Annotated in this window: 27 protein-coding genes and 1 pseudogene; 25 read left to right on the top strand and 3 right to left on the bottom strand. The window is 62.3% G+C overall.

The window, feature by feature from the left end; genetic code table 11:
• Window positions 1–204 precede the first annotated feature (204 nt).
• The 19 genes from Q9451_RS08220 (at window position 205) to Q9451_RS08130 (ending at window position 17,157) form a co-directional block, all read left to right on the top strand.
• The gene (locus Q9451_RS08220; protein WP_026383890.1) at window positions 205–1,005 is read left to right on the top strand and encodes a PFL_4669 family integrating conjugative element protein; all 801 of its coding nucleotides are present in this window, start codon (window positions 205–207) and stop codon (window positions 1,003–1,005) included.
• Window positions 1,002–1,529, top strand: a complete 528-nt coding sequence (locus Q9451_RS08215) for a DUF3158 family protein (RefSeq protein ID WP_026383891.1) — start codon at window positions 1,002–1,004, stop codon at window positions 1,527–1,529. The genes Q9451_RS08220 and Q9451_RS08215 overlap by 4 nt, the downstream gene beginning before the upstream one ends.
• A gap of 73 nt (window positions 1,530–1,602) precedes the next feature.
• Complete coding sequence (locus Q9451_RS08210; protein WP_012205959.1) at window positions 1,603–2,043, top strand: single-stranded DNA-binding protein; 441 nt, start codon at window positions 1,603–1,605, stop codon at window positions 2,041–2,043.
• Between the two features lie 268 nt (window positions 2,044–2,311).
• Window positions 2,312–4,324: a DNA topoisomerase III gene (locus Q9451_RS08205; RefSeq protein WP_026383892.1), complete on the top strand. Its 2,013-nt coding sequence runs from the start codon at window positions 2,312–2,314 to the stop codon at window positions 4,322–4,324.
• A 523-nt stretch (window positions 4,325–4,847) separates the two neighbouring features.
• Window positions 4,848–5,093, top strand: a complete 246-nt coding sequence (locus Q9451_RS08200) for a hypothetical protein (protein ID WP_026383893.1) — start codon at window positions 4,848–4,850, stop codon at window positions 5,091–5,093.
• 330 nt (window positions 5,094–5,423) lie between these two features.
• Window positions 5,424–5,636, top strand: coding sequence for a hypothetical protein (locus Q9451_RS08195; protein ID WP_003158617.1), 213 nt, complete (start codon window positions 5,424–5,426; stop codon window positions 5,634–5,636).
• Window positions 5,637–5,657: 21 nt separating this feature from the next.
• Entirely contained in the window at window positions 5,658–6,050 is a 393-nt protein-coding gene (locus Q9451_RS08190; RefSeq protein WP_026383894.1) for a hypothetical protein, read from the top strand.
• Window positions 6,051–6,261: 211 nt separating this feature from the next.
• Window positions 6,262–6,999: a hypothetical protein gene (locus Q9451_RS08185; RefSeq protein ID WP_026383895.1), complete on the top strand. Its 738-nt coding sequence runs from the start codon at window positions 6,262–6,264 to the stop codon at window positions 6,997–6,999.
• 94 nt (window positions 7,000–7,093) lie between these two features.
• Window positions 7,094–7,372, top strand: coding sequence for a hypothetical protein (locus Q9451_RS08180; RefSeq protein ID WP_026383896.1), 279 nt, complete (start codon window positions 7,094–7,096; stop codon window positions 7,370–7,372).
• 280 nt (window positions 7,373–7,652) lie between these two features.
• Entirely contained in the window at window positions 7,653–8,465 is an 813-nt protein-coding gene (locus Q9451_RS08175; protein ID WP_012205965.1) for a hypothetical protein, read from the top strand.
• Window positions 8,466–8,843: 378 nt separating this feature from the next.
• A complete protein-coding gene (locus Q9451_RS08170; protein WP_026383897.1) occupies window positions 8,844–9,758 on the top strand; it encodes a DUF3577 domain-containing protein in 915 nt (304 codons plus the stop codon).
• A gap of 150 nt (window positions 9,759–9,908) precedes the next feature.
• Window positions 9,909–10,736, top strand: a complete 828-nt coding sequence (locus tag Q9451_RS08165; RefSeq protein WP_026383898.1) for a DUF932 domain-containing protein — start codon at window positions 9,909–9,911, stop codon at window positions 10,734–10,736.
• A gap of 95 nt (window positions 10,737–10,831) precedes the next feature.
• Window positions 10,832–11,530, top strand: a complete 699-nt coding sequence (locus tag Q9451_RS08160) for a DUF3275 family protein (protein ID WP_026383899.1) — start codon at window positions 10,832–10,834, stop codon at window positions 11,528–11,530.
• A gap of 94 nt (window positions 11,531–11,624) precedes the next feature.
• Complete coding sequence (locus tag Q9451_RS08155) at window positions 11,625–12,032, top strand: hypothetical protein (RefSeq protein ID WP_026383900.1); 408 nt, start codon at window positions 11,625–11,627, stop codon at window positions 12,030–12,032.
• A gap of 83 nt (window positions 12,033–12,115) precedes the next feature.
• Entirely contained in the window at window positions 12,116–12,766 is a 651-nt protein-coding gene (locus Q9451_RS08150; protein ID WP_026383901.1) for a hypothetical protein, read from the top strand.
• A 64-nt stretch (window positions 12,767–12,830) separates the two neighbouring features.
• Window positions 12,831–13,952, top strand: a complete 1,122-nt coding sequence (locus tag Q9451_RS08145; protein ID WP_033936261.1) for a DUF6094 domain-containing protein — start codon at window positions 12,831–12,833, stop codon at window positions 13,950–13,952.
• 102 nt (window positions 13,953–14,054) lie between these two features.
• Window positions 14,055–14,366 carry a hypothetical protein gene (locus Q9451_RS08140; protein ID WP_026383903.1) on the top strand — a complete coding sequence of 104 codons (312 nt, stop codon included), beginning with the start codon at window positions 14,055–14,057 and terminating at the stop codon, window positions 14,364–14,366.
• A gap of 69 nt (window positions 14,367–14,435) precedes the next feature.
• On the top strand, window positions 14,436–14,741 hold the full coding sequence (locus Q9451_RS08135) for a hypothetical protein (RefSeq protein ID WP_026383904.1): 306 nt from the start codon (window positions 14,436–14,438) through the stop codon (window positions 14,739–14,741).
• 136 nt (window positions 14,742–14,877) lie between these two features.
• A complete protein-coding gene (locus Q9451_RS08130; RefSeq protein WP_033936264.1) occupies window positions 14,878–17,157 on the top strand; it encodes a helicase-related protein in 2,280 nt (759 codons plus the stop codon).
• A 451-nt stretch (window positions 17,158–17,608) separates the two neighbouring features.
• On the opposite strand, the gene Q9451_RS08125 is transcribed toward Q9451_RS08130, so the two are convergent.
• Both Q9451_RS08125 and Q9451_RS08120 read right to left on the bottom strand, forming a co-directional pair.
• A complete protein-coding gene (locus Q9451_RS08125) occupies window positions 17,609–18,397 on the bottom strand; it encodes a hypothetical protein (RefSeq protein ID WP_026383907.1) in 789 nt (262 codons plus the stop codon).
• A gap of 6 nt (window positions 18,398–18,403) precedes the next feature.
• Window positions 18,404–19,306 carry a WYL domain-containing protein gene (locus Q9451_RS08120; RefSeq protein WP_026383908.1) on the bottom strand — a complete coding sequence of 301 codons (903 nt, stop codon included), beginning with the start codon at window positions 19,304–19,306 and terminating at the stop codon, window positions 18,404–18,406.
• An 89-nt stretch (window positions 19,307–19,395) separates the two neighbouring features.
• On the opposite strand from Q9451_RS08120, the gene Q9451_RS08115 reads away from it, so the two are divergent.
• The 4 genes and pseudogenes from Q9451_RS08115 to Q9451_RS08100 form a co-directional block, all read left to right on the top strand.
• On the top strand, window positions 19,396–20,589 hold the full coding sequence (locus tag Q9451_RS08115; protein ID WP_026383909.1) for a hypothetical protein: 1,194 nt from the start codon (window positions 19,396–19,398) through the stop codon (window positions 20,587–20,589).
• On the top strand, window positions 20,586–22,841 hold the full coding sequence (locus tag Q9451_RS08110) for a ThiF family adenylyltransferase (protein WP_026383910.1): 2,256 nt from the start codon (window positions 20,586–20,588) through the stop codon (window positions 22,839–22,841). Before Q9451_RS08115 ends, Q9451_RS08110 begins: the two co-directional genes overlap by 4 nt.
• 45 nt (window positions 22,842–22,886) lie before the next feature.
• Window positions 22,887–23,957 (top strand): hypothetical protein, encoded by a 1,071-nt coding sequence (locus Q9451_RS08105; RefSeq protein ID WP_026383911.1) that lies wholly within the window; start codon window positions 22,887–22,889, stop codon window positions 23,955–23,957.
• A gap of 87 nt (window positions 23,958–24,044) precedes the next feature.
• Window positions 24,045–24,158 (top strand): annotated as a pseudogene (locus Q9451_RS08100) (IS4 family transposase); the annotation flags it as partial.
• Here the strand turns inward: Q9451_RS08100 and Q9451_RS08095 are convergent.
• Complete coding sequence (locus tag Q9451_RS08095) at window positions 24,114–24,482, bottom strand: hypothetical protein (RefSeq protein WP_162176126.1); 369 nt, start codon at window positions 24,480–24,482, stop codon at window positions 24,114–24,116. The pseudogene Q9451_RS08100 and the gene Q9451_RS08095 sit on opposite strands and share 45 nt — an antisense overlap.
• 178 nt (window positions 24,483–24,660) lie before the next feature.
• Here Q9451_RS08095 and Q9451_RS08090 point away from each other — a divergent pair, with 178 nt between their 5' ends.
• Together Q9451_RS08090 and Q9451_RS08085 are read left to right on the top strand one after the other, a co-directional pair.
• Window positions 24,661–25,239, top strand: a complete 579-nt coding sequence (locus Q9451_RS08090) for a PilL N-terminal domain-containing protein (RefSeq protein ID WP_026383913.1) — start codon at window positions 24,661–24,663, stop codon at window positions 25,237–25,239.
• On the top strand, window positions 25,236–25,877 hold the full coding sequence (locus Q9451_RS08085) for a hypothetical protein (RefSeq protein WP_026383914.1): 642 nt from the start codon (window positions 25,236–25,238) through the stop codon (window positions 25,875–25,877). Before Q9451_RS08090 ends, Q9451_RS08085 begins: the two co-directional genes overlap by 4 nt.
• Window positions 25,878–25,889 lie beyond the last annotated feature (12 nt).

Below are 25,889 nucleotides of genomic sequence, written 5' to 3'. Positions count from 1 at the left end.
CCTGCCGCAGCACCGGCGTTGCCCGTCCTGATCCCGACCTGCAGCGTTCGCTGGCGCTCCTTGGAGCTATCCCCTGGGGATAGCTCGCGCCGCAGGCGGCCACCACGCGCTGAACCGGGGTCTGGCTGGTTTCGGTTTGTTGACTGACTGCCTTCCGCTTCCTGCCGATGCTGGCGGCTCCTTGTCCAACAGCGAGCGGTCACCATGGCAACCAACGAACCTCTGCAACTGAATCTCGGCTCCCTGCGCAGCGCGATGTCGCTGACGCTTCACACGCACCACGCTTCGCGCATCTGGCATGGCCGTGCCGCCGCCGAGGGGCGACCGGGCATCGTCGGCCTGAACGGCTACATCGCCCAAATGAACAAGATGCGGCGCGGTTCGGAGCAGGACGACCCGTACTCGGATTGGTGGATGCTGCGCATCGAGGTCAAGCTCGACCAGACCAAGACCACGCTGCAAGCGCTGCGCGAGCAGGTGGATCAGGCGCTGGCAAGCGTACCGCCGGCACTCAGCCTGGGCGAGAACCTCAACGTGCAGCCCGTCAAGTTGCCGCTGTTCGTCAATGCGCAGCTCGGTTTTGCCGCCGTCTATCTGCTGGCCGACTACGACGACATCGCCCGCAAACTGATCCTCGCCCACCACACGGCGCTCATCGACCGCAGCACCTTGGAGCGCTGGCTCAACGAGGGCGCCCATGCACTGCGCAGCCTGTTCTCGCTGGCCCAGCAATACCGCTACTCGGGCTGTACGCGCGACGACTTCGTGTCAAAGAACGCCGCAGCACGGGCGGCGTTGGAGAAATTCGGCGAACTGCCGCAGGACGTGCTGGAAGGCACGCGCCGCTCGAAGTTCGCGCCGCCCATCGTGCGCCGTGGCCTGCAACAGCGTGCCGGGAGTCCTGCTGCAGCGCCTGCCCCCAACGACGAAGCCGCCACCGACGAGCCCACCACTGACGCAGCACCCGAAGTCAGCGCCGGCGAGGTCGAGGACGAGCAGGCATGAGCGATCCGAACCGCGAACCCCGTTACTTCCAGGGCCTGCAACAGGCTGCCTTCATGAAGCTGGAACACGCTGCCTCTCTAAAAGGCCTTTTAAAGCCTTTTAAGGGTAAGGGGGATCTTGAGGCCTGGGCCAGCCAGTGCTTCGCCATGCGCGACGAGTTGATTAGCTTGGCGCAGCGGCAGGTGCTGCAACAGGCAGTCGGGCATCCCTTCCAGCTGCTGCCCGTGGAGTTGGCCCAGCAGACCACTGGCGCAGGCACGGCGTTTTTGCGCTGGCGCAAACACGACCGCTCAGCCATGGGCGTGGCGCTGTGGCAGGAATTGATGGCGAGCACCGGCACGCCGGTCAACCTGTTGGCCGATCTGCACGCGATCGAGCTTCAGCGCATCACGTTGAACATGCAGATCAGCCTGTTGCACACCCTAGGCAGGCAGGCCCAGGAATGCGCCAGCAAGGCCGCCAAGGCGGAAGACGCCTACCTGCGCCGGCTCAAGTCCATCCCACCTGGAATGCGTGATCGGTGATGGCGCCGGACACCCCAGTACGCGCCCGACGCCGACGCGGCACGGGTATTTCAACCACCATGGAGATTGCAACATGAGCACGCATTTTTGGGGCGAAGGCAACATCGGCTCCCCGCCCGAGTACCGGGAATTCCCCAACGGCAACGACGAGCCGCGGCGCTTGCTGCGGCTGAACGTGTATTTCGACAACCCCGTTCCCACCAAAGGCGGCGACTTCGAGGATCGCGGTGGCTTCTGGGCGCCCGTGGAAATCTGGCACCGTGACGTCGCACACTGGAAGGATCTGTACCAGAAAGGCATGCGCGTGCTGGTCGTCGGACGCATGGAGCGCGAACCCTGGACGGACAACGAGGATCAGCCGCGCGAAACCTGGCAGATCAACGCGCGCAGCGTCGGCATCCTACCGTTTCGCATCGAGTCCGTGACCCTCAGTCCGAAGCCGCAGGATGCGGAGGCAAAGTCCCAGGCCGCCCAGGAACCGGCTGCGCCAAAAGAGCCGCGGCGTAGGAAGTGACCCGGCATGGGCCGGCCACTGTTCGCCGCTCCATGCACCCGTGAGCTATCCCCAGGGGATAGCTCCATCAACGTCCACCGGCTTCTACGCGCTCCGAAAATCGCGGCTCCCGGCCCGCACCCCCCGGCTGCACGCCATCTCCGCCCCAGCCATTCCATCCCGTGAAAGAGGTCGCCACCGCTTGCGACTTGTTTGCTGCTGCCCTTGGCGGTGCCCGGCATCCTCGATTCCAGCAACTCAATGAACCACGGAAATCGGATGGACGGACATGCGCCTGTTCTTGTGCGAGAAGCCCTCCCAGGGCAAGGATATTGGCCGGATTCTCGGCGCGACGCAGCGCGGTGAAGGCTGCCTCAACGGCTCCGGCGTCACGATTACCTGGTGCATCGGCCATCTCGTAGAAGCGGCAGCACCCGAGGTCTATGACGCGGCGCTCAAGCGCTGGTCGCTGGAGCAGTTGCCCATCATTCCCCAGCAGTGGCGGGTCGAGGTCAAACCCAAGACCGCCACGCAATTCAAGGTCGTCAAGGCGCTTCTGGCGAAGGCGACCCATCTCGTCATCGCCACCGATGCCGACCGCGAGGGCGAGCTGATCGCCCGCGAGATCATCGACCTGTGCGGCTACCGTGGCCCCATCGAGCGCTTGTGGCTGTCGGCGCTCAACGATGCGTCGATCCGCACCGCGCTCGGCAAGCTGCGACCGTCGTCCGATACGCTGCCGATGTATTACTCGGCGCTGGCACGTTCGCGGGCAGACTGGCTCGTCGGCATGAACCTCAGCCGTCTGTTCACGGTGCTCGGGCGGCAGGCGGGCTACGACGGCGTGCTGTCGGTCGGGCGTGTCCAGACCCCGACCCTGAAGCTGGTTGTGGATCGCGACCGCGAAATCGCGGCTTTCAAGTCGGTGCCGTTTTGGGCCATCGACGTGTCTCTGTCCGCAGAGGGTCAGGCTTTCTCCGCGCAATGGGTTGCGCCCAACACCTGCACCGACGACGCCGGCCGCTGCCTGCAGCAGCCCGTCGCCCAGCAGGCAGCGCAGCAGATTCGCGCTGCGGGCAGCGCCCAGGTGGTGTCGGTCGGGACCGAGCGCGTGCGCGAAGGCCCGCCGCTGCTGTTCGACCTGGGGACGCTCCAGGAGGTTTGTTCCAAGCAACTCGGGCTGGACGTGCAGGAGACATTGCAGATCGCCCAGGCCCTGTACGAGACGCACAAGGCCACGACGTACCCGCGGTCGGACTCCGGCTATCTGCCCGAAAGCATGTTCGCCGAGGTGCCCGCCGTCCTGGACAGCCTGCTCAAAACCGACCCGTCGCTGCGCCCGATCATGAGTCAGCTCGACCGCTCCCAGCGTTCGCGCGCCTGGAACGACGGCAAGGTCACGGCGCACCACGGCATCATTCCGACGCTCGAACCCGCGAACCTCTCTGCTCTGAGCGAGAAGGAACTGGCGGTGTACCGGCTGATCCGGGCGCATTACCTGGCGCAGTTCCTCCCGCACCACGAGTTCGACCGTACCGTGGCTGAGTTTTCCTGCGGCCAGCAGATGCTGGTGGCCACCGGTAAACAGGGGGTCGTCAAGGGTTGGCGTCTGGTGCTGGCCGAACCGCAAGCGGATGAGGACGGCGACGACGCGGCGCGCAGCCAGGTGCTGCCCCCACTGCGTGAGGGCCTGGCGTGCCAGGTGGCCGAGGCCGAGATCAAGGCGCTCAAGACGATGCCGCCCAAGCCCTATACCCAGGGCGAACTGGTCAAATCAATGAAGGGCATTGCGCGCTTCGTAACCGACCCGCGCCTGAAGCAGAAGCTCAAAGACACAACGGGCATCGGCACCGAGGCGACGCGGGCCAACATCATCAGCGTGCTGATCGCCCGTGGCTACATCGTGAAGAAAGGACGCTCCATTCGCGCATCGGATGCGGCATTCACGCTGATCGACGCCGTGCCCGCAGCGATTGCAGACCCCGGCACCACAGCGGTGTGGGAGCAGGCGCTCGACATGATCGAGGCCGGACAGCTCACCCTGGACGTATTCCTCAGCAAGCAGGCCACCTGGATTTCGCAGTTGATCGCGCAGTACGGCAGCATGTCCCTGTCCATCAAGCTTCCCCATGGGCCAGCATGCCCGCAGTGCGGCGCAGCGACGCGCCAACGCACCGGCAAGAGCGGTCCATTCTGGTCGTGCAGTCGCTACCCCGACTGCAAAGGCACGCTGCCGGTCGAATCCGGTCCGCCCAAGCGTGGCGCTTCGCGCTCGCGTAGCAGCGGTCGCAAAGGCGCCTGACCGACTCCGTTTCCCGTGGGCCGCACCCTGTTTCAAAGGCGTGGCCCGTGTCCCGCACGCCCCTGCGGGTCGCCCAGCGCGCAACGCCTTCTTGTTCGTGTGCGCGTCCCGTCCAGCCGTCCCCGGCTGCGGGACCTGAAGGTAGCTTTTCCGCGAACCGTCTCCCGCGTGTTCTGCTGGTCTGTGTTTCTCCCGCCTACTGCGAAGGGTCCCCCGATGGCTTGCCAGGCTGCGCGAGCCACCCGGAGACCCTTTGTGGTCAGCGGTATTCGGTGCCGGTGCCCACCGGCGCAAAAACGGGCTCCCTTTGTGCGCGGATGTGCGCCAGACGATGCCGGCCCCAGCCACGACATGGGCCGGGTGTGATTGCTGATGAGCAGACGGTTCTAGCGACGACCGGGCCTGCAACAGCCCACGGGTGGTTATTCCCTCCCGAGCCGAAGGTCAGCGAGCCTTCGGCACCTTTATCTCGCCGATCAACGTTCCGACCCAATGGCCGGCCACAGCAACAGGAAACCGACGCATGCAACAACCGGAGAAAGTACGAGCCGCGTTCGAGCGCGACCTTGGCAACAAGGTGCTGTTCATCAAGGGCGGCAAGCTGCTGTTTATCGATGGCATCAATCTCAAGGCCATCGCCGACCGTAAGGCGTATTTCGCTTCGCTGCGTGCGCGGCAGGCGCAACCCATTGCGGTCCTGGCCGAACTGGGACAGGACGAGGCATTCGCCCTGTGGAAGCAGCATGTGCTGGGCGACACGCCCGAGTGAGCCAACGCACCCACGCCCCCCCCTGACAGCCCGCACTCGATGCGGGTTTTCTGTCTCTGCGCCCATCAATCCGGGCTGGGCCGAATGCCGTTTTCCAACTGACGCAGCGCGGCCCCCGGACGAAGCTGCCCGCATGTTCGCTGATTCGTCAGCACATGCCAGCAGCCATGGGTTCCAGGCTGCCGTGGGTTCTTCCCGCGTAACCCGCCAGTCCGTATCGCATCAAGTCTGCGGACGCGCGTCCCCGTGACGCCGATGCTTTTTATCCACCGCGTGCGGGAGCTGCCATCCCGTGAGGGACAAGGCCTCGCTTTTCCAAGGAGCCTATCCATGTCCCACAAAGCCTCTTTCGGCCAGTTGGCCTTGACCTATTGCGGCAAGTTCCTGCCGCTCGAAGTCCTGCAAAGCGCCGCCGGCCACTACATCGGCACGCGCGATACCGAAGGTCCCGTTTCGCGGGAGTCGCACGAGTACTTCCGCAGCCATGCGGCGGCTCAACGCGCCCTCGAAAGAGGCGGCTGGTCCCAGCTCGCCATTCCCTGATCCAACTGGAGGAATTACGCCATGAATCAACTGCTGCCGCAGGAAGTCGTCGATCAGATCATGCGGGAAGAGCAGCATTTCGCTGCCGCGCCCCAAGCCTTCTTCGAGGCATGGAAGCGTGGTGCCGAGATCGCTGGCCCTGAATGGTTTGGCGATGGCACCCGTGAAGGTCTGAACCAGGCCAAGAGCAAGTGGGATCTGCGTCCCAACATGCTGCGGCTCAACGATGCCCTCGGTGTCCTGAGCAGCGGGCAACGCATGTTTCTGTCCGCCATGGTCAGCTTCTACAACGCGCACGAGGGCGGTGCCATGCTCAAACGCTGCCACTTCCACGGGCTGTCGGACTTCGACGGTCTCGACCTGGAACGCCGCAAGGTCATTGCCGACTTGATGGTGAACTACAGCGGCTGGTGAATCCGTTTCCGGCACCCCCCGTCTTTTCGTTCCCCACGAGGGACATGCACCCACACGGCCATGTCCCTCGATTTCCTTTCCGTTGCCCAGCGTAAAGCGGCTGAATCAAAGCCAACGATCAGCGCCGACTGACGCATTTTCCCCTTTCAACCCACCGGGTCCAATTCCCGGTGGCGGGAATTGGCTCCATTATTCAATCTGGAGAGTTCCCATGTCTCAGAATCCCAATCCCTTTGTTCGCGGCTACTGGAATTTGAAAATCGTCCGCACGCTGTCCATCAGCTACGAGGACGGAAGCCCGCTTGTCTGGCGAAATATCCACCCGAGCCAGCAACACCTGTCCGACCAGGAACTGATTTCATCGTCCTGCATCGTCACCAGCGATTTTGCGGTGGTCACGAACGGCTCTGAACCTGTGAGTGCCGAAGCACTGGCCGAATGCGATGCCGATGAAGGCGTTAACGGCGAAGGCGTGATCGGTGCCGTGGTCTATGCCATTCATGGCGAGGACTTCGACGGCCGCCTGATCCACGTCGGTGACAGCTATTCGGTCGAAGCCGCGCGGGAAGTTGTGCAGCGCCTGAGTTTCGAGACCGGCTACTACAGCCGATGCTGGGAGATCAGCAGCGCGCACATCAGCCAGGAAACCGGCCAGTACCTCGCCAACCTGGCGGACCTTGCCACGCCGGAGGCCTTTTTGTTCATCGCCTTTCGGGTTCCGTACAGCCCGGCGATCGGCGTCAAGCTGATCTCCACGCCCTGGACGGACAAGAACCTGGAGCACGCCGAGGGCATCACCGCCGAGCAGCTTCGGCAGGAGCACCGCAGCAAGGGCATGCCCGCCGACCTGGCGAACATCCTGGAGCTGGCTGGCCAGGCCGATGTGCGCATCCTCATCCTCGACGCTGACGCGCCCGTGTTGCTGGGCCTGCCGCTGGCCGAGCCCTAGCAAACACACCACGCGCCCACCTTCCTCTTTGCCCTCCATGCCAGCCCGTCTCCTTTCTGGGAGCCGGGCTGGTCCAATTCCATAGGAGCACTTTATGTTCCCCGACCTCATCTCGCCCGCACGCGACTTCGAGCATCAGCTTGGAGCCTGCGTCAACGCCATGGGCCAGGACGACGCCATCGGCCAGATCCTGGTATTCGAGCGCTTGAGCGGCATGCTGCACATGCGCCATATCGCCAGCGCCGATCTGGCAGACACCGACATTGATGCCTACGAAATGGTCGTCTTCGACGGCGGCAATACCGGCGGCGACTCGTGGAAGCACGTGTTCTTTCCACGTCAGCGCGAACACTACTTCGTGTACCAAGCCTGACCACCCAGCCGCTTTCGAGGGGCCTTTTCTTGTCGCGGCGCAGGAAAGCGGGTGCGGCGCGGTGCGGTTTCCTGAGCGCAGGCCGCTCACTCAAGGGCCATCTTTACCCCATGTTCGTCGGCGTTGCCGACACATGCCCAGGCAGCCAAGACCTTCAAGGCTGCAAGCGCGGGAAACCGTGCTGGTTGTTTCTTTCTACGGACGCATCGCGCCCATCCACCCACAAGGGACCTCTCCCTTGCGGGCGGGGAATCCCTTGTTCTTCCTCAAGGAGATTCACATGGATCGCTCTCTTATCAAGACCCTGATGCCTTCGCTGGTCGCAGGCCATGTGCCCCGCAACGTGCGGTCGTTCAAGTACCGCGTGTTCGATGATCAGCCACAGTCCTCGACACTGGGCTTTGTCATTGATCCCCAGCCCTTCGACGGCAAGGTGGTCGCAGCCAGCGAAGACGCCATCGTCGTCAAGCTCAAGCCCAGCGAGTTCGCGGTACTCGATCCCAACCTGGTGACCACCGTTCCCAGCGAGGGCACCAAGGTGCATGTCCAACCCTATGCCCGTCGTCGTTTCGACGGTCTGCGTGCGGACACGCCAGAAGAGCGCACCGAGATGATGTCCGACGGCACGCCCTACACCGTCAAGACACACATCCTCGGCTCCGCGCCGGCCAAGTTGCCCATTCCCGAGCCGCAGTGCATGGAACTGGGTCAGCTCATCGAGCAGTTGGAGGAAATGCCGGCGCCCGACGGGTTCCGGCGCATCACCCACATGCTGGTCGATGCGGGCGCCCACGACTTCACCTGGGTCGATCCGACGCCGTCCAGGATCATCGAAACGCCTCCGGCGATCAGTTTCACGGTTTCGACCGCGAAGTTCGCCGGCCAGGTGACGATCCTCTACCAGCCCGGCAGCGATACCTATGCGGTGGAGCTGCGCCGCGACGGCGAGTTGGTCGATCGGCACGACGAGGTGTATTTCGACATGCTCGGCGAAGTGCTGGAGCGACTCATAGACGACGGGCGCTGGCGCCTGATCGACGTGAGCGTGATCGGCGCGGAGACGTCCCGACGGCGCCGCGCTGTACCGGCGTGACACCACGAAAAGTACCAGGCGACCTGCCCCCACAGGCTCTCCCTCCATTCGGAAGGAGGGCCTTTTTTCTGCCGTGGGAGATTTCATCAAAGGGAATCGATCGGATACCGATTGATGGCTGCCTCGCGCGCGAGGCCTGGCCATGCTGAGCCCATGCCTGCTGACGTTGTCAGCGACATGCCAGGCAACCATCGGTCTTCGAGGTTGCGGCGCAGTTCCCACTGCGTGACCGAGCCAGCTCGCACCGCATCCATCCGCGAGCGGCCACCAGTCTCTGGTGGTGGATGCTTTCGCCTTATCAACCCATCGCGGGGTTACGCACCTTTCCCCGCTGCGTGGGGCCGGTGTGTCTCCGCTTCATCCCTATGGAGATTCACCATGAGCACCACGTCCAACGAGAAATCGTATTTCGACCTCCACACCTCGGGCATCGGTTACATCCAGCGTGCCCGTGAAGTGCCTGTTCGGGGCGGCCGCCGTGCGCAGCCTTTCCTGGCATGCACCATCGCCGCGCTGGTCGGTTCCGCAAAGGATCCCAGCTATCGCTATTTCGACGTCAAGGTCTCGGGTGCCGAGGCCAAGAAGCTGGTCGAGCGCTACATCGGCGTTGACGATCCCAAGCAGCGCCCACTGGTGCGCTTTCGCCTCGGCGACCTGTGGGGCGATGCGTATATCCGCGACAAGGGTGAGCAGAAAGGCCAAGCCGCCGCGTCCCTCAAGGCGCGACTGCTCAAGGCCGAGCCGCTTGACCGGGCCGAACTGGCTTCGATCAGGCAGCACGAGCTGGTCACCCGCGGCATCGGCTACCTCAGCCGTCCGAAGGACGTCACACCCAAAGATGGCGACCCGTTCCTCTCTTGCACCGTCGCCGCTCTGGCCGGGCCTGTCGATGAACCGGAGTATCGGTACTTCGACACCATCGTCACCACCCCTGAAGCCGAGCATCTGGTTCGCCGGTGCGTGCAGGCCATCGAAGGGGACTGCAAGGTGCTGATCGCTTTCCGTCTCAACGACATGAAGATCGATCCGTACATCCGCACCAAGGGTGAGCGCGCTGGGGAACCGGCCGCAAGCCTGGATTCGACACTGATCCACATCGGCCTGATCAAGATCGACGGCACCAAGGTCTATCCGACGAGCCCCGCGCAAGCAGATTCGCCGCCGGCCCAGGACGCTCCCGCGCCCGAAGCCGAGGACGCCGCCCCCGCTGCAGATCAGCCTGCCGAGCCCGCCGAGTGCGAGCCCGAAGGTGAAGTCGAGGAGCAGGAGCCGGCATTGGCTGCTTCGTTCTGATCCGGCATGGCCCCTCATGGGGCCTTGCCGCTTCTCCTTGCTGCATCTGCAGCGTCCTCCATCCGCATAGCGCGCTCGCGCATTTCTTCCCCCGAGTTCCGCGTGGTCAGACGGCCGCGCGGTTGTCGCATTTTTCACAGGAGAACAGCCATGTCTCTGGCATCCCGTTTTGCTCCGCAGTCCCCGATCCTGCGCTCAGATCGCCCGCTCTCGGACGACCGCATTCGCGCCATTGCTCCATCAATCTTCGCCGACGCTCCGCATGGGAGCCGATCCGAGCGGTATGCCTACATACCGACCTCGACCGTGCTCGCCAAGCTGCGCCAGGAGGGTTTCGAGCCCTTCATGGTGTTCCAGACGCGCGTGCGCAACGAGGATCGGCGCGAGCACACCAAGCATCTCATCCGACTTCGCCATGCCAGCCAGATCAACGGCGACGAGGCGAACGAGATCATCCTGCTCAACAGCCACGACGGCACGAGCAGTTACCAGATGCTGGCAGGCATGTTCAGATTCGTCTGCCACAACGGCCTGGTCTGCGGCGATACCACCGCCGACATCCGTGTCCCGCACAAGGGGGATGTGGCCAGCCAGGTGATCGAAGGCGCCTACGAAGTCCTTGAAGGCTTCGAGCGCGTGAAGGACTCGCGCGATGCGATGCGCACCATCACCCTCGATGAGGGCGAAGCAGAAATCTTCGCGCACTCAGCGCTGGCACTCAAGTACGACGATCCTGCCAAGCCGACGCCTGTCACGGAGCGTCAACTGCTCGCGCCCAGGCGCTGGGACGACCGCAGGGATGACCTGTGGGCCGTCTTCAACCGTGTCCAAGAGAACCTCGTCAAGGGGGGCCTGAATGGACGCTCGGCCAATGGCCGCAATCAGCGCACCCGCCCGGTGCAAGGCATCGACCAGAACCTGCGCCTGAACCGGGCGTTGTGGCTCCTGGCCGAAGGCATGCGCCAGCTCAAGGCGTGATGCCAAGTGGACCTTGCCCACCTCGGGCGAGGTTCATTTCCTCTCATCCACCGGCTGCCACCAGCCGTCCGTCATTCATCATCAGGAGTACCACCATGACAGCCAAATCGGCATCCGAGCAATCGGTTTCGCCCATCATCGTCCCCGGCCAGCTCACGCTGCGTACCATCCGCGGCAAGAACGGCCCCTTCACGGTCGGACGCCTCGCCACGCACCTTGGTACGTTCGAGGTCAAGGACCCGGAGCTGGAGCAATACCCCGAAGGCAAGTACGACGGGGAGTTCATCATCAGGTACATCTTCCCGAAGTCCTACCCGGTCGGTGGCGGCATGCGCTTCGAGATCCGCGCCAGCCTGGACGGAATGACGCTCTACGACATCGACAAACTGAGCCGTGACGAGGCACGCAGCTTCGCCACCCAGGATCTCGATCCACTTGATGAAGAGTTGGGCGCACAGCCTGCAATAACGCCGGCAACACCGGCCAAGCCCAGCAAAACTTCCAGGCCCGCCAAGCCCGCACCAGTGCAGGCATCCACGGACCCGCTGGTTGATACCACGCCCTTCGGCGTGGATGCGCCGACGCCCTCTGCGGCAACTGCTCCCGGCAGTACCGAAGATGGCGACGCCGCGCTGTTCAGCCTGCTCTGGCCGCTGGGCGAGTCCGTCAAACTGGATTCGACCATCGACCGCCGCACCTTGCGCGCGCAGATCTTCCGCCTGGGCGAGCTGGGCTACGCGCTGGACTTCAAGACGCAGGAGTGGAGCCGCCAGGCCGAACTGCAACCTGCGTAGTACTGGACACAGCATCTGCGGTGTACTTCATCCACCCGCTGGGGGCCTTCCCCACCGGGGAGGCTTCTGGCTCAATTTTTCCAGGAGGCCTCTCATGGGCTGGTATTTCTCACCCCAATCGCGGTCTGAACTGATCGCGGAGTTGATTGCACCGCAAGAGACCGAGCGCGCCAGCGTTAAGGTCATCGCCCACGCGCTGCGTGGCAACGTCCTCTGGTCTGTTACGCAAGTCACAGCCAAGGCCGAAGGCGTACACCGTGATCTCGCACCGGGCCAGTCCCTGTGCACCATCCGCTGCGATCTGCTGGAGCGCAGCGGCGGCCAGTGGGGCTACAAGCCGCTGGACGAATCCATGCACCCGTACTACTACTCGTGCCCGCTGTCCTATCTGGACCTCGCACCGGAGCAGTCCGCCGAATGGCGTGCAGGCGTTCGCGCCTACCACGCAAAGCGGCGCACACCCAAGGCAAGCACAGCCCCAGCTACGGCGCTGACGGTCTGAACCAGGGCGTTTTTCTTTCCACCCCAAGGGGCAGTGCTTGCCCCTGCGGGCGGTGCTGTTCCCTCTCATCCGAGGACATCACCATGCCCGCAAACACTTCCTCCACCACGCTGTACCGCATCGACGAATGCCCGGACGTGATGGCCGACGCTTGCGTCGGCGATGACCAGGGCAACCTGATCTTCCTGTCGATCTGGGCGCGGGACACCGCCGTCCAGCAGTTCCTGGCTCGCCTGACCCTCGGGCGCGACGAGCAGGGACTGGAGCAGTTCCACCTCATCACCGACCAGGGTGGCAGCGTTCCGGTGTTCGTCGGCAACGTCGATCGCCTGGAAAAGCGCATGACCCGCGCCTACCGGCGAACGCTGTTCGGTTCGCTGTCCAACGTGTGGCTGTTCGATCGGCGCTGCGTCAAGCCCGACAAGGCCAACGCCAGCGCACTGGCATTGCTGCCCCGCGATAGCGACCACCGATTTGACCGCCTGTGGCCGTTGGTGCAGGACACCTGCCCACTGCCACTGCTCGACCACTGGCGCGAAACCGTGCTGGAACTGCTGCAAAGCCGCGAGATGCTGACCCGTTTGCCATTCGCCCTCGGGCCTTTGGTGGGCCATCGGCTCGCCATCGACGTGCCGGCGCTGACCCAGGCGCTCGGCTCGCTGATCCGCAGTGACGTGCTCACCGCCTACCCATACCCGGCCAAAATTTGGACGCCGGAAACGGTAGCGGCTTGAACCACCTGCGCAGGTACGCCAAGGCCCGCCTGCGCCATTTATCCCCGCCAACCAGGAGACTTCCATGGCTCTCATGTTCCCGCGGCTCGCCCGCAATTTCGTGAAGAACGGGTACTTCCCGACCGACGAACCGACGCTCGAAAGAGCCCTCAATGCACTGATGCCCAGTGCGCCTGAATCCAATGGACCGATGTGCATCCTCGATCCCTGCGCCGGCGAAGGCGTGGCGATTGCCGAAGCGGCTCATGCCCTGGGGCGCGAGCAGGCCAAGGCGTTCGCCGTCGAGTTCGACGCAGAGCGGGCGCGCCATGCCCGCAGCCTGGTCGATCACTGCCTGCACGCGGATCTGATGGATACGATGATCTCCAAACAGTCCTTTGGGCTGCTCTGGCTCAATCCGCCGTATGGCGACCTGTCCAAGGACGTCAACGGCAACATTGGCTATCAGGGTCAGGGCCGAGCCCGCCTCGAAAAACTGTTCTACCAGCGCACGCTGCCCCTGTTGCAGTACGGCGGCGTGCTGGTTTTCATCGTTCCCGGCTACGTGCTCGACGCCGAGCTGGTCGGCTGGCTGACGCGCCACTACACCGACCTGCGCATCTACCGAGCGGTGGAAACGCAGTTCAAGCAGGTGGTGATCTTCGGACGCCGGGTGCGCCAGCGCGAGCAGACGCCCGATGGCGTCAAGGCCGTGCGCAATCTGCTGCTGCAGGTTGGGCTTGGCGAAGTCGAAGCCGAGGAGCTGCCGAGCGAGTGGCCATTCCTGCCGTACATCGTCCCCGCCAGTCCGGCCGAGCCGGGGCATTTCTTCCGCGTGACGATGGAGCCGGAGCAGTTCGCCGATGAGGTTGGCAGGCTGCAAGGCCTCTGGCCGTCGCGGGATACGCAGTTGGGAGCCGCGCAGCAGACGCTGCGTCCTCCGGCGCGGGCCTTGTCCCACTGGCATCTTGCCCTCGCTCTGGCCGCGGGCGCGATCTCGGGAGTTGTGCAATCCAAGACGGGTCGCGTGCTCGTCGTCAAAGGTGACACCCACAAGGACAAGACGCTCCAGCGGGAATTCACCGAACGCGAAGACGGCTCGATTGCCGAGACGCGCATCCTCACCGACAAGTTCGTTCCCGTGATCCGCGCGTGGGACATGACGCCTGGCTCCCCGACACGGGGCGAGGTGTTGACCATCCGCTGATCGTTTCTCCACCGCCGACAGTTCGCCGTCGATTTTTTCCACCCACCGGGGTCCAGTCGCCCCGATGGGGTGCCGTGGCCCCTCCATCTCCAGGAGCCTTCCATGGCAGCCCAAGCACTTTCCATCAGCCAGACACCGAGCCTGCGCTTCTCGCCAGGCCAGGTGGTTATGACCATCGGCGTCGATGACCTGGTCCAACAGGGCCGGCTCAACCCGACGCCCTATCTGCGTCGCCACCTCGGCGGCGATTGGGGCGATCTCGACGACGGCGACAGGCAGCAGAACGATGCCGCGCTGAAGTCCGGTGAGGATCGCCTGTTCTCTTCCTACCAGGTCGCACCCGGTCTGAAGCTCTGGATCATCACCGAATGGGATCGCAGCGTCACCACGCTGCTGCTGCCCAGCGGGTACTGATCTTCTCCAACGCGGGGCCACCGACACCCCGCAAGGGTGCTGTAGCCCCTTCACTCTGAAGGAAGCCACATGACCTCCAACCAACATGACAGGCATCGCCGCAAACGGCTGTTCGAGATCGGTGCACTGGAGTTCAGCGAAGGCGTCGAACGCCTGATGAACGAAGGCCGGCTCGATCCCATGCCGCTTTTCGAACGCCACATGCGTGGCGACTGGGGCGACGTCGCGGACTACCAATGGCAGCAGAACAACGCTGCGTTGGAGTCTGGCGAACGCCTCGACTCGTTGTACGTCGTCACCCGTGACCTGAGCATCCATATCTTCACCGAAGCAGATCGCAGAGCGACCCGCATCGTGCTGCCGTCCGAGTACTGACCGCGAGTTGTCACCGCAGGCCACGAGCGCCTGCACTGTCCAAGCACCGACGGTTCGCCGTCTCTCTTCCCACCACGGGGCATGTCATCGCCCCGCTGGGGTGGTGCATGCCTCATTCTTTTTTTGGAGCACCACCATGTCTACCGATCTTGAAACCACTGCCATCGAGACTGCACCCGCACAAGGCGATCTGCTTGAAGCGGAATCCAACCATCTCACCCTGAGCCTTCAGGATTTTGTCGGCGAGTTCGGCGACGAACTGCTCGATTCTCTCAACCGCGCCAACCCGCCGGTCTATGTTGGTCAAGCACAGGCGCTGCGACAGCTCGTCGTTGCCAGCCTCAAGCGCAAGCTGTTCCAGGCCCAGGCCGACGTTGTCCATGCCGCAGCCGAGCTGCTGGTCGATCAAGGCGAACGCGCTGCGATCGTCAATGGCGAAATGGGCTGCGGCAAGACGACCGTCGGCATCGCCACGGCCGCGGTGCTCAACGCCGAAGGCTACCGCCGCACCCTGGTGCTTTCGCCTCCCCACCTGGTCTACAAGTGGCGGCGCGAGATCCAGGAGACGGTGGCCGGTGCCAAGGTCTGGGTGCTCAATGGCCCGGACACGCTGGTCAAGCTCATCAAGCTGCGCGAGCAGTTGGGTGTGCCGCCCACGGGCCAGGAGTTTTTCATCCTGGGGCGCGTCAGGATGCGGATGGGGTTCCACTGGAAGCCGGTCTTCACCCAGCGACGCACCCGCCACGGCGACGTGGCAGCGTGCCCGGACTGCGGCACGGTCATCACCGACCTCGACGGCGAGCCGGTCAACCCGGTCGCGCTCGAAGCCGAGGAGTCCCGCAGGAAGTGCAGCCACTGCGCCGCGCCCCTGTGGACGCTGATCCGCCCGCGTAGTCTGTCCGGCAGCGACCAGTCCTCGGTCGTCCTCAAAGCCTTGAAGCGCATCCCGACTATCGGGGAGGTTACCGCGCAGAAGCTGATGCAGAAGTTCGGTGACGGTTTCCTGGCGTCGATGCTCGGCGACAACATCCACGAGTTCATCAACCTCATGGATGGCAACGGCGAGCTGGTGTTTTCTGACCGTCAGGCCACGCGCATGGAACGTGCGATGGCCAACATGGAGTTTGGCTTTGGCGAGGGCGGCTACCAACCGTCCGAGTTCATCAAACGCTACCTGCCGCAAGGCACGTTCGACCTGCTCATCGCCGACGAGGCACACGAGTACAAGAACGGTGGCAGTGCCCAGGGCCAAGCCATGGGCGTGCTGGCGGCGAAGGCTCGCAAGACCTTGCTGCTGACCGGCACGCTGATGGGCGGCTACGGCGATGATCTGTTCTATCTGCTGTTCCGGGCATTGCCTGGACGGATGATCGAAGACGGCTACCGCCCGACCACGAGCGGCAGCATGACCTCGGCTGCGATGGCGTTCATGCGCGATCACGGCGTCCTCAAGGACATCTACTCCGAGAGCGCCGGCACGGCGCACAAGACGGCCAAGGGCACCAAGGTATCGGTGCGCACGGTCAAGGCTCCCGGCTTCGGCCCGAAAGGCGTCTTGCGCTGCATCCTGCCGTTCACGATCTTTCTCAAGCTCAAGGACATCGGTGGCAACGTCCTGCCGCCGTATGACGAGGAGTTTCGTGAAGTCCAGATGGACGTGGCGCAAGCTGCGGCCTACCGCGATTTGGCGGGTCGGCTGACCGCAGAGCTGAAACAGGCTCTGGCGCGACGCGACACGACCTTGCTGGGCGTGGTCCTCAACGTGCTGCTGGCCTGGCCGGATTGCTGCTTCCGGTCGGAGACCGTGGTGCATCCACGCACGCGCAACACCTTGGCGTTTGTCCCGGCTCAGTTCAATGAGTTCGAGATCAGTCCCAAGGAGCGTGAGCTGATCGATATCTGCAAAGCGGAGAAGGAACAGGGCCGCAAGGTTCTGGCATACACGGTCTATACCGGCACGCGCGACACCACGTCGCGCCTGAAGGGGCTGCTGGAGCAGGAAGGCTTCAAGGTGGCGGTGCTGCGCGCAAGCGTGGATGCCAGCCGCCGCGAGGACTGGATCGCCGAGCAACTGGATCGGGGCATCGACGTGCTTGTCACCAATCCCGAGCTGGTCAAGACGGGACTGGATCTGCTGGAGTTCCCGACGATTGTGTTCATGCAAAGTGGCTACAACGTGTACTCGCTCCAACAGGCAGCACGCCGCTCCTGGCGCATCGGGCAAAAACAGCACGTGCGCGTGATCTACCTCGGCTACGCCGGTTCCTCGCAGATGACCTGCCTGGAACTGATGGCCAAGAAGATCATGGTCTCGCAGTCCACCTCGGGCGATGTGCCCGAATCGGGGCTGGATGTGCTCAACCAGGACGGCGATTCCGTCGAGGTCGCACTGGCCCGGCAACTGGTCGCTGCCTGATTCCCACGCCCGCCGGCCTCGCGCCGCCGGCTTTCCGTTGTTCCCATCTTGCAGCCCCAACCGCGTTCTTCGTGGGCGGGGCTGCGTTTTTTATTATTCACGATCACTCCAGTACCGCAATTTACTGGACTGCGCCGAGGCTCGATACAGCAGGTGTATCAATAACATAGGCTAGCTCAACATATGCCGGTGCTTTCCGAAGCTTGACCCGGCTTCCCCTCGCGTGGCTCCCATGCGGCTCTTGGAAACCGGGCTTTCTGAGGAGTCATCATGGCGAAGATCAAGCCGAAACGGCTGGCCGAACCGATCAACAGGTTGATCGCGGTAGTTTCGGACCTGCATCGCAATCACACGACTGCCAGCCAAGAGGCATGAACATCTCCATGCCTGAACTCATCTTGCGGGCAATTACTCAGCGGCGCTAAGAGCCAGCTTGAAGATGGAATGAGTCTCAGTCCATAGCCGTTTTTAGTGCTCTTTTCCGCGGGACCGAAGAAGACAAAGACGGCAAGCACTCGAATAGGCGTTCTGCGTAGACGAAGCCCATCCGTCTGACCGAATCCTGATCGAAATACAGCAGCCAAGCCGCAAGTAACGCCAGCGAAACGAGCAGCGTCAAGCCTGCGGCGAGTCCTGGATCAGCAAAATGCATAGGGTTGAAGTGGGGAGGTGCGACCTGTAGAACCTTTGCAATCAACAATCCGTAGAGGATGCCCAGGAGACACGACACGATACCGACGGGCTTCATCGCCAGCATGTTGCGATGAAATCCATAAGCGATGTTCTCTTTCAGCAAGAGCTGCTTGTTTGAGCGCGTGAGTTCGCGAAGTCGTTTGGTTGCTCCTATGTACGTGTCGTCTGCCTGCTCGGGATTGGCCGACTCTTCTTCCGCTGTTGGCATCGCGATGCCGAGCTTGCCTGTGATTGCCGTGTGGTAGCGCTGCTTGCTGACACCATCGAGAAACCTGTCGCGATGGCGCAGCGCAATGGTGGTGGGCATGCCGCCCCACTTGGCAACTAAGATTTCTTCGAGTTTTTTACCGCGCCCACGGGCCACACTCGCAAGCGCATAAATAGCCCCGCAACCACCAAGCAAGCCGATCACGCCCGTAAGAATAGGGTGCTTGGCTCCGTAGACGCACAACAACGGCACTAGTACCGGCAAGGCCACAAGAAGTCCAGGAACAACGCGTGCCTTACGCTCGTAGGGGTCCTTGACCAGTTCAAAAATTGTTGTCATGTGAAGTCAAGCCTGTGCCGTCAAGGCATCAATGTATGGTTGGATTTCATCGCGATTTTTCAGCGTAATCTGTTGCGCGAGCGGGTCGGGGGCTTCCTTGGTATGCAAGCCTAAACGCCTCAGCGTGTAGTACAGAAACGCTTGGCGGCATGGAAGTTTGGCCTGTCCGTCTTCCATGCCGTAGTCCAGTTCCAAGACCCGTTTCTTGGCCGCAGGTAAATCGGGATGAGGTGCAAGCACCAGCATCAGCACCGTATGCCAATGTGCATCCTGGCTGGCGTCCACTTGGCTCGATTCGAAGCCTTCAATGCGCAGGATTCGGGCCAGGACGAAATCGCTGAAGCGTCGACGCTTGTGGCAAAACGCGCGCATGTGCCAGCGAAAACCATCGTTGCCAAGGGCGTGCGGGGATAGCAGGCGTATCGACTCGTCCAAGGACGTCATGGACTGGTAGCTCACCCGAATGGCTTCCTGTTGCCGAATCGCTCGGACCACTGCTTCGACGGTCTGTTCATTGATCGTGCGCCAGGGGGAAGGTGCCCAATCTGTCTCCGGTGCAGAACCGATGAAGCTGGCCGTCGGCTCGACAACTCCCATCTTGGTCGCTAGCAGCTCTGCTAGATAGCGTTGCGCCGAGCTTCGTTGATAAAGCGGGTGAAAACTCGGCGCTGCCGTGTAGGTCTTGGAACTGCGGTCGTAAGTCAGGTTGCTCGGCGCCAGTTCCGTGTACTTGGCAATGTCCAGTGATGCCTGCGGGACCGAAATGCCAAAGTGCTCGGTGAGATCCATCCGGTTGATGCGCCGCTCCCAGCGCAGACGGAAATCGATGAATTGAAGTCTGCTCTCCAACCCCCAACTTAGCCCCTTGGGCTCAGCAGGTTCGGCGGCAGGAACGGAAGGCTCTTGCATCAGTAGCGCCTAAAAAGTAGACGGGTATAAAAAATAGTCGTACATTAACTATACGCGATCACCCTTCGGTCGTCTACCCGGAGACTCCAGTGCCCACAACCATCACGTTTTTTCCCGTCGACAACGGGGACATGACCCTCATCAAGTTCGGCGATCTCGATGCAACAACCCTGCTGATCGACGTAAACATCAGGCAAGACGCCGATGACCCTAACGGGGAGGCGCGCGATGTCGCCAAGGATTTGCGCGAACGACTGAAGAAGGATGAGAACGGCAGGCCGTATGTCGATGCGTTCCTGCTGAGCCACCCGGACCAAGACCATTGCCGAGGGCTGAAGCGACACTTCCACCTAGGGCCACTCGACAAGTACCCGGACGACAAGAAGGACGACAAGGACAAGAAAATCGTGATCCGCGAGATGTGGTCGTCCCCGATCGTGTTTCGACGCACCAGCAAGACGCACACCTTGAGCGACGACGCCAAGGCATTCAACACGGAGGCGCGTCGGCGCGTGCAACTGAACCGTGACAAGAATTTCGCCGTCGGGAACGGTGACCGCATTCAGATCATGGGCGAGGACATCGACGGAAAAACCGATGATCTCACCTCGATTGTGCGGAAGGTGGACACGCGCTTTTCAACGATCAATGGCAAGAGTTCCGCATTCTTTTCTGCGTTTCTTTTGGCCCCACTGGACGCCCAGGATGACGAGGAAGAGGAAGAGTGCCTGGTCAAGAACCAGTCCAGCGTTATTCTGAACATCACGTTGGCGGCTGACGCGCAGACGCCGGATGGTGCGAAATTCCTTACTGGTGGCGATGCTGAGGTGTTCATCTGGAACCGCCAGTGGCAACGCCACAAGGCTGAAGCAGATGTGCTTGAGTACGACATCATGCAGGCGCCTCATCATTGTTCCTGGCATTCGCTGTCCTATGACAGCTGGTCCGACTACCGTGAAAAAGCCAAGCTCGATGCTGATGCCCGCAAGGCGCTTTCGCAGACCCGTGACGGCGCCGTCATCGTCGCCAGCTGCAAGCCGATTGCAGACGATGACAGCGATCCGCCCTGCATCCGTGCGAAGCGTGAGTACGTGACGATCGTGGACGAAGCAAAAGGCGAGTTCTACTGCACAGGCGAGTACCCCAGCGAAAAGTCCGTGGAACCGCTCGTTTTCACCGTAACCGCTCAGGGTGTGCAGCCTCCCTCGAAGAAGGAGTCCGGATCGAAGGCCGCTGCCGTGGTGACCTCTGCGCGCACCCCCATGCCGCACGGAGCATCATGACGGGCACCATCGCAGACGCACTGCATCAACTTCAGCGGCATCGAGGCCTTATCCGCGTTGGCGAGCCAAGGACAACTGGTGCATCGACGGAGATTGAAGTCGATGTTGCGGTCCAACTGCCGAACAGGTCTCGGCGCAATGGTATCTCTGAGACCGGAGTGCGCACCGTCGAGACGTGCGTGCTGGTATTCGGTAGTGACTGGCCCCTGTCCGCACCCGAGCCCTTCTTACGTGCGGACTTCCCGCTCAACTTGCCGCACATCAACCCCCATCGCCAAGGCGAGTTAGTCTCGCCGTGCCTATTCGAAGGGTCGTTGAACGAGCTGCTGCATCGGTTTGGCCTGGACGCCGTTGTCGATCAGTTGATCGACTGGCTGCACAAGGCCGCGGCCGGAACACTCCTGGACCTGGAGCAGGGGTGGGAACCAACGCGCCGAGACAGCTGTCCTTCGACCGTTGTATTCAGTGCCGAGAAGGTCGCGGCCGCCGCTCCCACTGACGGCACGATTCTGGTGGTTCCCGCAGGTTACGTGACGATCGATGGCGGTCTGTACGCCATCATCAACGCCGAACTGACCGCACAAGTCGATCCTGTGTTTTATCAGGATGTTCACAACGACAAGCTGGGCAAATGGGGGAACGGCCATACCGCGGCCTTCATCGCGCGCGCTCCGATGACCGACGGCCTCCCGCATGTGATCGGACGCTATCAACCAGAGACAGTTGTCGATCTCGCGACGCTGCTCGATCGAGCAGCGCAGCTTGGTATTGATCGCGACGCTTTGGCCCAGGAAGTGGACGGTTATTTCGGACGCTCAATCTTGGATATGCGACAGGACTCGCATGGCTGGGTGCATGGTTTGTACGCGATTGTGATTCTGGCTGTGCAAAGGCCCGCGTCGCTTGTGGGCTCGCCAGGGAGGAGTGTCGAGGTATTGCCCTATGTGGTGCGCTATGAACTCAACGCTCAATCGCTCCTGGAGCGAAACGCCACGGTTCACCCGGCCTTTCACGCGCATGCGTTGTCTCCTGAACTGCTGGCAAGGACGTCTGGCATTCCATACGCAGCCACATCACAGCCGCTGGTCGTGCTCGGCTGCGGAAGCGTGGGATCGAAAGTCGCGATGCAACTTGGGCGAGCGGGCTTTGGTTCGATGACTTTCGTCGACAACGAACCCATGTCGCCTCACAACGCCGCGCGGCATGCACTCATTGAGCGGGCATCAGTTCTGGTTCCGCCTCGGAAGTCGGCGCTGATGAAGACAGCCTTTGAATCGCTGTCGCATCTTCAATCGCGAGCGTTCGACACCGACGCAGTGACTCTTTTGGTCGATCCGGAACAGTTTGCGGCAACCGTTCCGCAGGATGCGGCCCTCATCGTGGATGCGACGGCGTCACTTCAGGTGCTGGCTGCAGAAACACAATCGGCAGCGTTGGATCAATCCCCTGCCCGATTGGCACGGATCGCGATGTATGGTCAGGGGCGCTGTGTGGCGGTATTGCTCGAAGGAGCTGGCCGCGCCGGCCGAGTTGACGACCTCACGGCGTTCTTGTTCGAGTGCTGCCGGTTTGCACCGGAACTGCGTGCGTCGATTGCAGGCGATACGTCTGAGCCGACTCGGATTTTCGTGGGTGACAACTGTCGTTCGCTGACGATGCCTATGTCTGACGCCGTTGTTTCGCGGTCGGCGTCACTGGTCGGCCTGCAACTGGAACGATGGCTCGTTGATGGGCTTCCGAAGGAAGCGACGCTTTGCGCCGGAATCTCAGATGCCGAAGGCCTTGGAATGGCATGGACCCGCGCCAGCCTTGGCCCGACCACTGCGCTTGAAGTCGCAGACGATGGTGGCTGGAACATTCGGGTCCTGTCCCCAGTTGCGCAAGCAATCCATGCTGATGCGCTGCGCTGGGGTGCTCTGGAAACAGGCGGCGCCTTGATCGGCCGCATCTCGTTTGAAAATCGAACCATCACCATTGCAGGCCTTGTTGAGGCACCACCTGACAGTGTTCGAGAGACCGCCCGCTTCGTCCTCGGAACCAACGGGCTTGTTCAAAATTTGCGCGCCGCAAATGCGGCCTCTTTGGGGTATCTCGCCTTTATAGGAACGTGGCACAGCCACCCGAAAGGCGGCGCACATTCGGGTATCGACCGAAATACATTGCGCGGCATCGCCGAGGATGCTGGCGGCCTTCCGGCCGTGTCGTTGGTATGGACTCCGACAGGACTCACGTGTGCGGTGGATCGCTGGTAGGTGCAAAGCCACCGGCACTTTGTTGGCATAAAACAAGAGGGATGTATGGCTGACTACTTCGAGATCGACTTTCTTGGCGTCGAAACAGCGAAAAGCGGGGACGCGATCACGCTGCGCTACTCGGTGAATGGCACCGAGGGCGTGCACGTTGTTGACGGAGGGTATCTGGATACGGGTGATGAGATAGTCGAGCATCTGAAGACGTACTATGGAACAACAGTCATCGACCATGTGATCCTCACGCACCCAGATCGCGATCACGCCAATGGGCTACGAAAAGTCCTGGAGCAATGCACAGTCAGGAATCTTTGGATCAACCGGCCGTGGATATACGCGGACCAGTTGATCGATCGCTTTGAGACCTATGAATCGATTGAAGCCCTGCGACGGAAGTTGCGCTCAATCTACGATGCCACGGCAATTCTTGAGGATATTGCGGTGGAGAAGGGAATTCCAATCCATGCCCCCCTTCAGGGGCAGAGCATCGGTCCGTTCGCGGTCATGGCACCTACCCTGGGGCGCTACTTGGACCTGATCGTGGACTCCGCGAAGACACCGGAAGCTGTCGAAGAAAGTGCTTTTGATAGCGCGCTGAGCAGCATATTCCGGGCAGTGAAGGCTGCGACCGCCTACATCAAGTCCCTGTGGGGCGAGGAATATTTCCCGCCTGAGCCGACCAGTCGTGAGAATGAAATGAGTGTGGTGCAGTCGGCTGTCTTGAACGGTCATCGCGTCATGCTTACTGGCGATGCCGGGCGTGAAGCACTGCAGGAGGTGATCGACTACGCGCCTTTCGTGGGACTCGCGCTGCCAGGTATTCGGTATTTCCAAGTGCCCCATCACGGCGGGCGACACAACGTTTCGACCGAAGTCTTGGATCAATTGCTTGGCCCACGGTTGAACAGTATGCCGGACAAGCACCATTGGAATGCCATATGCAGTTCTGCCAAGGCGGATGAGGATCATCCGCGGAAGTCGGTGATTCGCGCTGTATTGCACCGGGGTGGGCACTGGGCGGCAACTGAAAGCCAGAACATACGCATCGGTGCGGGCATCACCCGTGATGGCTGGGTGCCGATTCCTCAAGTGCCATACCCCGAAGATCAAGAAAATTGACTCCGGCAGAAGGACGAAGGTCAGCACCGTTCTGCGCACTTGCTGTTCGACCAAGACGAGTGGCAGGTGACGTACGTGCTCAACAAGAAAAAGCCGCCCAAGGAGGCTCCGGCGCTGAACACGGTGGTGCGCCGGATTGCTAAGCCTGGAGGTTTCCTAGGCCGCAAGGGCGATGACGAGCCCGGAGCCAAGACGCTGTGGCTGAGCATGCGCGATGTGGCCGTGTTCGTGCAGGGGCTGCGATTTGCTCGGATGGCGCTTTGAGATGTGTGTAACTGGATGCATAAAGAACGGCAGGTCAGGCCGCAGCAGCGTGTCCATATCGCGGCGAAAGCCTGCCTTGCCAAGGCGCGCGAGATGCGCATTGGCTTCTTGCGCACTGAGCGTGCCTTTCGTCAGGTGGGCTTGCTGCATTATGTAGTGGCGCCTTGCTGAGGCGGAACCCATGGTTTCGCCACGAATCTGCAATTGATTTGCGAAATACACCGTTTTCCGTCCCGTATTGCGACTTAACTGCAGATCCATCCCTTGATCCATGAGCTACTGGTTGTGCGCAACAGCGGGTGCGTCTGTACCGCCTGGACGATACGCAGTAGGCATCCGGGTTGCCCCTGAAACCGGGCACCACCCAGTTCGCATTTCTGGCTGACCGCGCTGCGGCGCGCCGCCAAGGTATCGGCATCGCAACAGAAGAGCCGATGCCATGCCCGCAATCCATGTATCCCGGCGTCTGGTCGGCGCTGGTCTCCTGGCCGCAGCGCTGGCCAGCGGCTGCGCCACCACGACCGCGCCGCTGGTGCCAGACGCCATAGAAGAAGTCGCCTCCATTCCCCAACCCGAGGCCCCCGAGTTCATTCCCGTCGTGCGCTATGGTCGCTACACGCTGGTCGAGCTGGCACCCACGGCGGCGCAGCGTGACTTGCTGTTGCAGACCATCGACGTGTCCATGCCCGAGGATGCCCGTGCCACGGTCGGCGATGGCCTGCGGCATGTGCTCAAACGCAGCGGCTACCAACTTTGCGAGGCGCCTCGCGCCGTGACCGAGTTGTATGCGCTCCCGCTGCCGGCAGCGCACCTACATCTTGGCCACATGACCTTGCGCGATGCGCTGCTCACCCTGGCTGGCCCGGCCTGGGAACTGCACGCGAATGATCGGGCACGGCAGATTTGCTTTGAGCAGCCTGGAGGCAGTGCGACCGCCGAGCACGCACACGAGCCGCCTGCTGCCGAGGGGGTACAGGCGTTTCCGCTAGTGCCTTCGGTTTTGGGAGGCCAGCCATGAATGCCGCGCAGTTTCCCCGCCGCCCAATCACCGCCGTGGTGTTGCAGAGCCTGATGTGGCTCTGGCTGATCGGCCTCAGCGTTTTCGCTGCCCTGAGCTACCAGACCATGAACGACCAGGCCGACCAGAAGCGGCTTGATTCCCGCCTGCAAAGTCTCGAAGCGCAGGCGACGGGTCTGGCCGAGACGATCGAAGCCATCCAGCAGCGTCCAGCCGTCGCAACAGCGGCAGACTTCAAAGAAACTCGCGAACTCCTGGAAGCACGCGCTGCCCTGGTCGAGACAACGCTGAGCGGCTATGCCGCTGCTGACGACCTTCAGGCTCTTCGTGCGGAAGTCGAGCAGATCAAGGCACGCCAGAGCGCCCTGCGTGCCGCAGCACCCGCTCAGCCGCGCGCACCGAGCAAGCCCACCGCCAAGCGGGAACCGCCGCCACTGCCGTTCCGCATTGTCGGCGCCGAACTTCGCGCCGGCCAGCGCAGCCTGTCCGTCGCGCCGAACAACGGGAACTTCACGCCCGACCAGCTTGAGGTGCTGCTTCCCGGCGATGCCGTCGGCCCGTGGCGCTTGCAGGCGGTCGAGGGCAACTCCGCCGTGTTCCAGACCGGCGACCAGACCCATCGCATGGCGATTCCCTGAGCGGAGCACGTT

The sequence above is a fragment of the Pseudomonas sp. NY8896 genome (assembly GCF_039634505.1).
The sequence above is the reverse complement of the archived record's forward strand: the minus strand, read 5'-3'. Positions and strand labels throughout refer to the sequence as shown.